General features: G+C 71.5%; 12 protein-coding genes. 11 read left to right on the top strand and 1 reads right to left on the bottom strand.

Annotated features, from left to right (window positions below):
- Window positions 1–652: TRAP transporter substrate-binding protein (locus tag V7Q31_RS09865; protein WP_333833602.1), on the bottom strand; the 652-nt coding region annotated here is incomplete at its 3' end.
- Between the two features lie 261 nt (window positions 653–913).
- On the opposite strand from V7Q31_RS09865, the gene V7Q31_RS09860 reads away from it, so the two are divergent.
- From V7Q31_RS09860 to yihA, 11 genes are all read left to right on the top strand, one after another.
- Window positions 914–3787 carry an FAD-binding and (Fe-S)-binding domain-containing protein gene (locus tag V7Q31_RS09860; RefSeq protein WP_333833601.1) on the top strand — a complete coding sequence of 958 codons (2874 nt, stop codon included), beginning with the start codon at window positions 914–916 and terminating at the stop codon, window positions 3785–3787.
- Window positions 3784–4479 carry a GntR family transcriptional regulator gene (locus V7Q31_RS09855; protein WP_333833600.1) on the top strand — a complete coding sequence of 232 codons (696 nt, stop codon included), beginning with the start codon at window positions 3784–3786 and terminating at the stop codon, window positions 4477–4479. The genes V7Q31_RS09860 and V7Q31_RS09855 overlap by 4 nt, the downstream gene beginning before the upstream one ends.
- A complete protein-coding gene (locus V7Q31_RS09850; RefSeq protein WP_333833599.1) occupies window positions 4476–5210 on the top strand; it encodes a 2-keto-4-pentenoate hydratase in 735 nt (244 codons plus the stop codon). Before V7Q31_RS09855 ends, V7Q31_RS09850 begins: the two co-directional genes overlap by 4 nt.
- A gap of 124 nt (window positions 5211–5334) precedes the next feature.
- Window positions 5335–5469, top strand: a complete 135-nt coding sequence (rpmH, locus tag V7Q31_RS09845; RefSeq protein WP_333833598.1) for a 50S ribosomal protein L34 — start codon at window positions 5335–5337, stop codon at window positions 5467–5469.
- 13 nt (window positions 5470–5482) lie between these two features.
- Window positions 5483–5881 (top strand): ribonuclease P protein component, encoded by a 399-nt coding sequence (gene rnpA, locus V7Q31_RS09840; protein WP_333833596.1) that lies wholly within the window; start codon window positions 5483–5485, stop codon window positions 5879–5881.
- On the top strand, window positions 5878–6129 hold the full coding sequence (gene yidD / locus V7Q31_RS09835; protein ID WP_333833595.1) for a membrane protein insertion efficiency factor YidD: 252 nt from the start codon (window positions 5878–5880) through the stop codon (window positions 6127–6129). Before rnpA ends, yidD begins: the two co-directional genes overlap by 4 nt.
- A complete protein-coding gene (locus tag V7Q31_RS09830) occupies window positions 6126–6479 on the top strand; it encodes a DMT family protein (protein WP_333833594.1) in 354 nt (117 codons plus the stop codon). Before yidD ends, V7Q31_RS09830 begins: the two co-directional genes overlap by 4 nt.
- A gap of 160 nt (window positions 6480–6639) precedes the next feature.
- Window positions 6640–8436 carry a membrane protein insertase YidC gene (gene yidC, locus V7Q31_RS09825; protein ID WP_333833592.1) on the top strand — a complete coding sequence of 599 codons (1797 nt, stop codon included), beginning with the start codon at window positions 6640–6642 and terminating at the stop codon, window positions 8434–8436.
- Between the two features lie 4 nt (window positions 8437–8440).
- A complete protein-coding gene (locus V7Q31_RS09820) occupies window positions 8441–9190 on the top strand; it encodes an MOSC domain-containing protein (protein ID WP_333833591.1) in 750 nt (249 codons plus the stop codon).
- Window positions 9187–9822, top strand: a complete 636-nt coding sequence (locus V7Q31_RS09815; RefSeq protein ID WP_333833590.1) for a CatB-related O-acetyltransferase — start codon at window positions 9187–9189, stop codon at window positions 9820–9822. Before V7Q31_RS09820 ends, V7Q31_RS09815 begins: the two co-directional genes overlap by 4 nt.
- A complete protein-coding gene (yihA, locus tag V7Q31_RS09810) occupies window positions 9819–10448 on the top strand; it encodes a ribosome biogenesis GTP-binding protein YihA/YsxC (RefSeq protein ID WP_333833589.1) in 630 nt (209 codons plus the stop codon). The genes V7Q31_RS09815 and yihA overlap by 4 nt, the downstream gene beginning before the upstream one ends.
- Window positions 10449–10506: the final 58 nt, after the last annotated feature.

Genomic DNA, 10506 nt, shown 5'->3' with positions numbered 1-10506 from the left:
CCTGGAACTTGGCCGAGGCGATCTGGGTGTAGGGGTTCTCCTGCCCGTCGATCACGCCGGTCTGCAGCGCCGTGAACACGTCCGAGAACGACATCGGCGTGGGGTTGGCGCCGTAGGACTGGAACATCTTGGCGCGCCACTCGCCGCCCGGGATGCGCAGCTTGACGCCCGACAGGTCGGCGGGCGTCTGGATCGGGCGGACGTTGTTGGTGATGTGGCGGAAGCCGTTCTCCCACACGGCGAGGATGTGATAGCCCTCGCGCTCGGCGGCGGGGTTGAACACGCTGTCGAGCATCTCCGCCGAGACCGCGCTGATATGGGCGCGGTCCTGGATGATGTAGGGCATCTCGAACACGCCGAATTCCGGCGAGACCGAAGACATCACCGAGGAGGGCAGCGAGAAGGTCATCTGCCCGAGCTTCAGCTTCTGCAGCATCTCGCGGTCGGAGCCGAGCTGCGAGGCGCCGAAGACCTGCACCTGCGCCTTGTCGCCGAGCCTGGCGTTGGCGATCTCGGCGAATTTCTCGGCGGACTGCGCGAACAGCGAGCCGGGCTCGCCGACATGGCCGAAGCGTAGGACCTGCTGCGCCAGCGCGGCCTCGCCCGAGAGCCAGAGCGCGGCGGCGGCGGCGACGAGTTTGGTGAATTTCATCGGGTGTCTCCTCCATGTCGTCCGCGCGACGCGCGCGGCGGGGTGCGCCGCCCTTCTGCGGGGCGGCCTTCGGGTGTTTCGGAGTCGATTTCCGCGATGCTTCACGCAGATCGCGCGGAACCGGTCCTTTTGTTTCCTCCGCGGAGTTCTATTGAACCGGTTCTGCGCCGGTGTTTCCGCTTGCCACTCATAATTTTGAATGCATTATTCGAGTCAAGCAAAAACATGCGCAAATGTCGCAGGGACGGACCGGGAGGGACCATGTCGGCGCCGCTGTTCGAGGGGCTCGCGCGCAGCATCGAGGGCGAGGTGCTCACCGGCGCTTTCGACCGGGGCCGCTACGCCACCGACGCCTCCTTCTACCAGATCGTCCCGCAGGCGGTGGTGGTCCCGAAGCGCTTCGACGACGTCGCCGCGACGCTGGAGGCGGCCCGCGCCGCGGGGGCGAGCCTCACCGGGCGCGGCGGCGGCACCAGCCAGGCGGGCCAGACGGTCGGGCCCGGCGTCGTGGTGGATTTCTCCAAGCATCTCAACGGCATCCGCCATTTCGACGTGACGGCCCGGCGCGCGGTGGTCGAGCCGGGGATCGTGCTCGACGACCTCAACCGCAAACTGAAACCGCACGGGTTGTGGTTCCCGGTGGACGTCTCCACCGCCTCGCGCGCCACCATCGGGGGCATGGCCGCGAACAATTCCTGCGGCTCGCGCTCGCTGCGCTACGGGCGGATGCGCGAGAACGTGCTCGCCATCGACGCGCTGCTCGCCGACGGAACCCGCGCCCGCTTCGCGCAAACGCAGCGTTCCGCCGCCCGCGCCAATGACGCGCTCGGCGCGCTGACCTCGGACATGCTGGCGCTCGGCGCGCGCGAGGCCGAGGAAGTCGCGGCGCGCTTCCCGAAAGTTCAGCGGCGCGTCGGCGGCTACAATCTCGACGCGCTGGCGCCGGGGTCCGACCCGGTCAACATGGCCCATCTGCTCGTCGGCTCGGAGGGGACGCTCGCGCTGTTCGAGAGCGTCGAGATCGCGCTCTCGCCGCTCCCCGGCCCCAAGGCGCTGGGCGTCTGCCATTTCCCCACTTTCCGCGCCGCGATGGAGGCGGCGCAGCACCTCGTCGCGCTCGGCCCCACCGCCGTCGAACTTGTGGACCGCACGATGATCGCGCTCGGCCGCGACATCCCCGTCTTCCGCCCCGTGATGGAGGAAGCCGTGCGCGGCGACCCCGAGGCGCTGCTGCTCGTCGAGTTCGGCGAGACGCCCGAGGAGAACCGCCGCCGCCTCGACGCGCTGACCCAGACCATGGCCGATCTCGGCTATTCCTGGGGCGCCGGCGGACGGCGCGAGGGCGGCGTGGTCGAGGCCGTCGAGCCCGCCTTCCAGGCCCGCATCTGGGACGTGCGCACCCAGGGCCTCAACATCATGATGTCGATGAAGACCGAAGGGAAACCCGTCTCCTTCGTCGAGGATTGCGCCGTCGAGCTGAAGGATCTGGCCGACTTCACCGACCGGCTGACCGCGCTCTTCCGCCGCCACGGCACGGACGGCACATGGTACGCGCACGCCTCGGTGGGCCTCCTGCATGTCCGCCCGGTGCTCAACCTCAAGGAGGAGCTCGGCGTGAAGGCGCTGCGCGCCATCGCCGAGGAGGCCTTCGACATCGTCGCCGAGTACAAGGGCTCGCATTCGGGCGAGCATGGCGACGGGCTGGTGCGCTCGGAATTCCACGAGAAGATGTTCGGCGCCCGCCTCGTGCGCGCCTTCGAGGCGGTGAAGGACCGCTTCGACCCCGACGCGGTCCTGAACCCCGGCAAGATCGTCCGCCCCCCGAAGATGGACGACCGCTCGCTCTTCCGCTGGCCCGAAGGCTACAAGGCCGAGCCCCGCAAGACCGCCTTCGACTGGTCGGACTGGCCCGGCGGGCTGATCGGCGCCGTCGAGATGTGCAACAACAACGGCGCCTGCCGGAAGTTGCAGGGCGGCGCGATGTGCCCGAGCTACCGCGCCACCCGCAACGAGCGGGATCTCACGCGCGGGCGCGCCAATGCGCTGCGCCTCGCGCTGACCGGCCAGCTCGGCCCCGACGCCTTCGCCTCCGACGAGATGGCCGAGACGATGAAGCTCTGCGTCTCCTGCAAGGCCTGCCAGCGCGAATGCCCCATGTCGGTGGACATGGCGAAGATGAAGATCGAAGTGCTGGCCGCGCGGGCCGAGAAACACGGTCTCACCTTGCGCGACCGCTTGGTCGGCTACATGCCCCGCTATGCGGCTTGGGCGACGCGGGCGCGCTGGCTTCTGAACCTGCGCAACCGCCTCCCCTTCCTCGCGAAACTGGCGCAAGGGCCGACCGGCTTCGCCGCCGACCGCGCCCTGCCGGAATGGCGCGCGCCCTTCGTCGAGCCGGCGGACGACCCCGATCCCGAGATCGTCCTGCTCGCCGACAGCTTCAACCGCCATTTCGAGCCGGAGAACCTGCGCGACGCCGTCGCCGTGCTGCGCGCGGCGGGTCTGCGCGTCGGCTTCGCCCGCGCGCCGAAGGGCCGCCCCCTGTGCTGCGGGCGCACGTTCCTGAGCGCGGGCCTCGTCGGCGAAGCCAAGGCCGAGATGGCCCGCACGGCCGCCGCCCTGCGCCCCGTGCTGGAGCGCGGCGGCGCCGTGGTCGGGCTGGAGCCCTCCTGCCTGCTCACCTTCCGCGACGAGGCCCCCCGCCTGCTGCCCGACTGGCCGGCGGAGCTGGGCCGCCGCGTGATGCTGCTGGAGGAGTTCCTCGCCCCCCTCGCCGACCGCCTGCCGCTCAACCCTCTGCCCCGCCGCGCGCTTCTGCACGGCCATTGCCACCAGAAGGCCGCGAACGTGATGGGGCCGGTCGAACGCCTCCTGCGCGCGATCCCCGGCCTCGATCTGCAGGTGATCGACAGCTCCTGCTGCGGCATGGCCGGCGCCTTCGGCTATCAGGTCGAGACGGCGGAGGTCTCGCGCGCCATGGCCGAGCTGTCGCTCGCCCCCGCCATCCGCGCCGAGCCCGACGCCCTCGTGGTGGCCGACGGAACCTCCTGCCGCCACCAGATCGCCGAGACGACCCGACGCGAGGCGCTCCATGTCGCCAGCGTGCTGCGCATGTCGCTGGAGGCCGCGCCATGATGCGCGCCGAGAGCTTCGACGCCCCCATCGCCCGCCGCCCGCTCGCCGAGGAGCTGGCCGAGCGGCTGCGCGAGGCGATCGTGGAGGGCGACATGGGGCCCGGCGCGCGGATCGCCGAGAAGGCGCTGTGCGAGCGCTTCGGCGTCTCGCGCACGCCGCTGCGCGAGGCGCTGAAAGTGCTGGCGCGCGAAGGGCTGGTGACCCTCACCCCCAATCGCGGCGCCGCCGTCGCCGAGCTGACGATGGACGATCTGGAGGAGGCGTTCCCGATCATGGGCGCGCTCGAGGCGCTGGCCGGCGAACTCGCCTGCGCCCGCGCGACCGACGCCGAGATCGCGGCGCTGCGCGACCTGCACGACGCGATGGCGGCCGCGCGCGGGCGCGGCGCGCGCGCGGAATATCTCGCGCTCAACGACCGCTTCCATGCGGGGCTCGCCGCCGCGGCCCGCAACCGCACCCTCGCCGAGACGCAAGCCTCCCTCGACCGCCGCATCCGCCGCGGCCGCCGCCGCGCGAGCGTCTCGGAGGCGCGCTGGACGCAGGCCATCGCCGAGCACGCGCAGATCGTGGCGGCGCTGGAGGCGCGCGACGCGGCGCGGCTGTCGGCGCTGCTGCGGCTCCACATGGAGAACAAGCTCGCCGCGCTCAAGGTCATGGCGCAGGCGACCGACGCGCGCGAGGGCGCGGCGTGAGCGTCGCCGACCGGCTGATCGCCGCCCGCCAGAGCGGCGCGCCCTTCGACGCGGACCCCGCGGACGGCCCCGCCGACGCCGCGGCGGCGCATGCCGCGCAAGCGGAGGTCGCCGCGGCCTTCGGCCCGGTCGGGGCCTTCAAGACCGGCCGCAAGCAACCCGACGCCGCGCCGCTGATCGCCCCGATCCTGCGCGCCGACATCCGCCCTAGCGGGGCCGAAATCCCGGCGGCGGGGTCGCGGCTGCGCGGCGTCGAGCTCGAAATCGCCTTCCGGCTGGAGCGCCCCCTCCCCGACCCCGACGCCCCCGATTTCGAGACGCGCCTGCGCGCCGCGACCGTCGCCCTGCCCGCGCTGGAGATCGTCGAGAGCCGCCTGCGCGACCCCGAAGCGGCGGGGCCGCTGTGGAAGCTCGCCGACAACCAGATCAATGGCGGGCTGATCCTCGGCGCGCCCGTCGCCGACTGGACGGCGCTCGACCTCGCCCGCCCCTCGCTGCGCCTGCGCATCGGCGGCGCGGTCGCGCAGGACGGCCCGACCGAAACGCCCGGCGGCCACCCCTTCGCCACTTTCGCCGCCTTCGCCCGCCGCCTCGGCCCCCATTGCGGGGGTCTCTCGCCGGGGGCGACCGTCATCACCGGCAGCCTCACCGGCCTGCGCTGGGCGAAGGCCGGCGACCTGATCGACGGCCGCATCGCAGGGCTCGGCGCCGTCTCCTGCCGCTTCGCCTGACGCGAAACGGCGCCGCCGCGCGCTTGACCGGGAAATCGGCGCAGGCTATCAGCGCGCTTCCGATCCGAGATGACCGCCGCGACCGCCCGCCGGGCCGGGTCGCGTTCCGAAGAGGCCGACCGACATGAAACGCCCCTATCAGCCGAGCCGGCTCGTCCGCAAGCGCCGTCACGGGTTCCGCGCGCGCATGGCCACCAAGAACGGCCGCAAGATCGTCAACGCCCGCCGCAGGCTCGGGCGCAAGAACCTCACGGCCTGACCTTGCGGCGCGCATGAGCGACGCGCGCCCCGTCGAGACCCTGCGAAAGCGCCGCGACTTCCTCGCCGCCGCCCGCGCACGCCGCTGGGCGGCGGATGCGTTCGTGCTGCAGGCGCGCCGTCGCGCCGAGGCCGAGACGCCCGAGCCGGACGCGATCCGCGTCGGCTTCACCTGCTCCAAGAAGCTCGGCAACGCCCCCACCCGCAACCGCGCCAAGCGCCGGCTGCGCGAGGCGGCGCGCGCCCGGCTGCCCCTGCTCGGCGCGCCCGGCTGGGACTATGTGCTGGTCGGTCGCCCCGAGGCGACCGTCGCCCGCCCCTTCGCCCTGATGCTCGCCGATCTGGAGACCGCGCTGCGCCGCGTCCACGCCCCGAAGCCCGAGCCGAAGCCCGAGCGGAAGCCGCGCGCATGAAACCGCTCGCGGCGCTCCTCGCCCTGCCCGTCCGCGCCTATCGCGCGGCCTTCTCGCCGATGGTCGGCCACAACTGCCGCTTCCAGCCCACCTGCTCGGCCTATGCGCTGGAGGCGCTCGAGCGGCATGGCGGGCTGAAGGGCGGCGCGCTGGCGGCGTGGCGGGTGCTGCGCTGCAACCCCTTCGGCGGCTCGGGCTACGACCCCGTCCCGCCCTGCCGCTGCGAAAGGACGAACGACGCGCCATGAGCACGCTGACTGCGGCGCCGATCATCGCGATCCTTCTGCTGATCGCGTCCAACGTGTTCATGACCTTCGCCTGGTACGGCCATCTCGCCTACAAGAGCGCGCCGATCTGGGCCGCGATCTTCGTCAGCTGGGGCATCGCCTTCTTCGAATACTGCCTGCAGGTGCCCGCGAACCGGATCGGCCACGGCTATTTCTCGGCGGCGCAGCTCAAGACCATCCAGGAGGTGATCACGCTGGTCGTCTTCGCGGTGTTCTCGGCGACCTTCCTCAACGAGCCGCTGCGCTGGAATCACGCGGTCGGCTTCGGCTTCATCGCCTTCGGCGCCTTCTTCGTGTTCCTGAAGGTCTGACGCCGCGCGGGGCGCTGCGGCGCGGCGAATCGGCCCCTCGCGTCCGCGCGGTCTCGCAATCCCCGGCGCATCCGATTACATCGCGCCGAGCGACGCCGAGTCCGGCCGCGCCAGAAGGCGCGCGGGGCGCCCCGGCGCGCGCGGAGCGTCGGAGCAAGGCATGAACGATCAGAAGAACATGATCATGGCGGCTGTCCTCAGCTTCCTGGTCATCATGGTGTGGCAGGTGTTCCTCGCGCCCGAGCCGCCTGCGCCGCCGCCCGTCGTGGAAGCCGTCTCCGACCCCTCCGCCGAACCCGGCGCGCCGCCGCAGCTCACGGCGCCCGCGCCGCAGCCCCTCACGCGCGAGGAGGCGCGCGCCAACGCCCCGCGCATCCCCATCTCCACGCCCAAGCTGTCGGGCACGCTGTCGCTGCGCGGCGGGCGGATCGACGATCTGGAGCTTCTGGCCCACCGTGAGACCATCGACCCCGCCAGCCCGCCCGTTCCCCTGCTCGCCCCCTTCGGCGCCGAGAACCCCTATTACGCCCTCTGGGGCTGGACGCCTGCGCAGGGCTCGCAGACCGGCCCGGTCCCCGACGCCTCGACCGAATGGCGCGTCGAGAGCGGATCGCGGCTGGCGAACGGCGAGCCGATCACGCTCGTCTGGGAGAACGGCGCCGGGCTCACCTTCCGCCGCGCGATGTCGGTGGACGAGCATTACATGTTCACCGTCACCCAGAGCGTGACGAATTCCGGCGAGAGCCCCGTCTCGCTCGCGCCCTACGGCATCGTCGCGCGCCACGGCATTCCCCCGCTGATCAACTTCTACATCCTCCACGAAGGCGCCATCGGCGAGATCGACGGCGTGCTGAAGGAAATCGACTACGACGACATGCTCGACGCGCCCTTCGACCCCATCGAGGGCGCGAATGTCGAGACGGTCGGCGTGGCCGCGAACGGCTGGCTCGGCTTCACCGACAAGTACTGGATGGCCGCGCTGGCCGGCGGGCCCGAGCGCCCCTTCCGCGCCGTGTTCAAGGCCGCGCAGACCGGCGCGGGTCCCGTCTTCCAGACCGACATGCGCCAGCCCCCCGTCACCGTCGCGCCCGGCGAGACTGTCGAGATGCGCTCGATGCTGTTCGCCGGCGCCAAGGAGACTCGGCTCCTGCAGGCCTATGAGCGCGAGCTCGGCATCGCGGGCTTCGAGGATGCGGTGGACTGGGGCTGGTTCTTCTTCCTGACCAAGCCGCTCTTCTGGCTGCTGATGGCGGTCAACGACGTCACCGGCAACATGGGATGGTCGATCATCCTGCTGACGGTGATCGTCAAGGCGGTGCTGTTCCCGCTGGCGTGGAAATCCTACGTCGCCATGTCGAAGATGAAGATGCTCCAGCCCGAAATGGAGAAGCTTAAGGAGCTGGCCGGCGACGACAAGCAGAAGCTCCAGCAGGGCATGATCGAGCTCTACAAGAAGGAGAAGGTCAATCCGGCTTCGGGCTGTCTGCCGATCCTCGTGCAGATCCCGATCTTCTTCTCGCTCTACAAGGTGATCTTCGTCACGCTGGAGCTGCGGCACGCGCCGTTCATCCTCTGGATCCGCGACCTCTCGGCGCCGGACCCGTCGAGCTGGTTCAACCTGTTCGGCCTGCTGCCCTTCTCGGTCGAGGGCGTCCCCGCCATCCTCGCCATCTTCTCGATCGGCGTGTTCCCGGTCCTGATGGGCATCACGATGTGGATGCAGCAGAAACTGAACCCCGCGCCCACCGATCCGGTTCAGGCCCAGATCTTCGCCATCCTGCCCTGGATGTTCATGTTCATGCTGGGCCAGTTCGCCTCGGGCCTCGTGATCTACTGGGTGGCCAACAACATTCTCACTTTCGCCCAGCAATACGGGATCATGCGCAGCCAGGGCGTCGAGGTGGACTTCTTCGGCAATGTGAAGAAGACCTTCAAGCGCAAGCGGCCGGCGGAATAGCGTCTTGGGCGCGCTCGCGGAAATCTGGCGCCACCCGGTCAAGAGCCTCGGCTGGGAGCGTCTGGCGGCGGCGGCGCTCGCGCCCGGCGCCTGCCTGCCCGGCGACCGGGTCTGGGCGGTGGCGCATGGCGCGAGCGCCTTCGACCCCGCCGCGCCCGGCTGGGTCGCCTGCAAGAACTTCATCCGCGTGACGCACGCGCCGAAGCTCGCGCAAGTGGCGGCCGCGCTTTCGCCCGAGGGGCGGCTGCGGCTGACCCATCCCGACGCCGCCTTGCTCGACATCGACCCCGAGACGGCTGAGGGCGCCGAGGCGCTCGTCGCCTGGGCGGCGCTGCTGGCCGAGGGCGCCCGTCCCGGCCCCTACGCGCTCGCCCGCGCCTCGCAGGCCATGACCGACGCCGACGCGCCTTTCATCGCGGTCCTGTCGCTGTCCTCGCTGCGGGCGCTCTCGCAACGCGCGGGTTGCGCCCCCGACCCGCGGCGCTTCCGCGGCAATCTATGGCTCGACGGCGTCGCGCCGTGGGAGGAATCGGAGTGGCCGGGCCGCACCTTGCGCATCGGCGCCGCCCGCCTGCGCGTGGTCGAGCCGATCTGGCGCTGCCGCGCCACCGAGGCCAACCCGGAGACCGGCCTCTACGACGCCCCGATGCTCGACGCCCTGCGCGCGGCCACCGGCGACACCGCCTTCGGCGTCTATGCGGAGGTCGTCGCAGGCGGCGACGTCGCCGAAGGCGACGCGGCCGCTCTGGAATGACCGCGGCGCTCCCCGACCCCGACGCGCCGCACCCGATCCCGGCGCATCCGCGCGTGGCCTTCCTCCGCCCCTTCGCGCAGGGCCGCGCCAATGTCGCGGTCGGCGCATGGACTTACGCCGACGACCCGGCGGGCCACGCCGACTGGTTCGACCGCTGCGTGCTCTACCATTTCGACTTCATCGGCGACCGGCTCGTGATCGGGCGATTCTGCGCCATCGCCGAGGGCGCGCGCTTCGCGATGGGCGGCGGCGCGCATGCGATGGGCGGCTTCTCGACCTACCCGTTCGAGATCTTCGGACTCCCGGTCGGCGACGCGCCCTCCGGGCCGCCGCCCGCCGACACGGTGGTGGGCGACGACGTCTGGATCGGCCGCGAGGCGATGATCCTCCCCGGCGCGCGCATCGGCTCGGGCGCGGTGATCGGCGCGGGCGCCGTCGTCGCCGGCGAAATCCGTCCCTACGCCGTGGTGGCCGGCAACCCCGCCCGCGAATTGCGCCGCCGCTTCGACGACGCCACAGTCGCCGCCCTGCTCGATCTCGCCTGGTGGGACTGGCCGCCCGCGCGCATCGCCGCCGCCGCGCCGGCGATCCGCAGCGCGGACCTCGATGCGCTCAGGAGGCTCGCGCCATGACCGACTTCACCGAGGAGGAGATCGAGGCGGGCCGGCTGCTCTTCGCCGGACCCTGCGATTTCCTGAAGGGCGTGGTGGCGCTCGACGGCCTGCCGCCGGCCGACCGCGTGGAGTTCTGCTTCGCCGGGCGCTCGAATGTCGGCAAATCCTCGCTGATCAACGCGCTGACCGGGCGCAAGGCGCTGGCGCGCGCCTCCAACACGCCGGGGCGCACGCAGGAGATCAACTATTTCGACCTCGGCGGGCGGTTCTGGATGGTGGACCTGCCCGGCTACGGCTACGCCGAGGCGCCGAAAGCGCTGGTGGCGCGCTGGCAGGAGCTGCTGCGCGCCTATCTGGCGGGGCGCCCCACCCTGCGCCGCGCGCTCGTTTTGATCGACGCGCGCCACGGGCTGAAGGCTGTGGACCTCGAAATCCTCGATCTGCTGGATTCGAGCGCCGTCAGCTATCAGGCGGTGCTGACCAAGGCCGACAAGCTGAAAGCCTCCGATCTCGCCCGCATCGTCGAGGCCGTGCGCGCGGGGCTTGCGAAACGCCCCGCCGCGCACCCCGTGCTCCATGTCACATCGTCGGAGACCGGCGCCGGCCTGCCGGAGTTGCGCGCCGAGATCGCAGCGCTCGGCTGAGGAGCCGCGCGCCTCTTCTCCACGCGGCGCGCGCAGGCTAAGACGGTCGCACCGCAAG

The sequence above is a fragment of the Rubrimonas sp. genome, from assembly GCF_036788415.1.
GTDB lineage: Bacteria > Pseudomonadota > Alphaproteobacteria > Rhodobacterales > Rhodobacteraceae > Rubrimonas.
The sequence above is the reverse complement of the archived record's forward strand: the minus strand, read 5'-3'. Positions and strand labels throughout refer to the sequence as shown.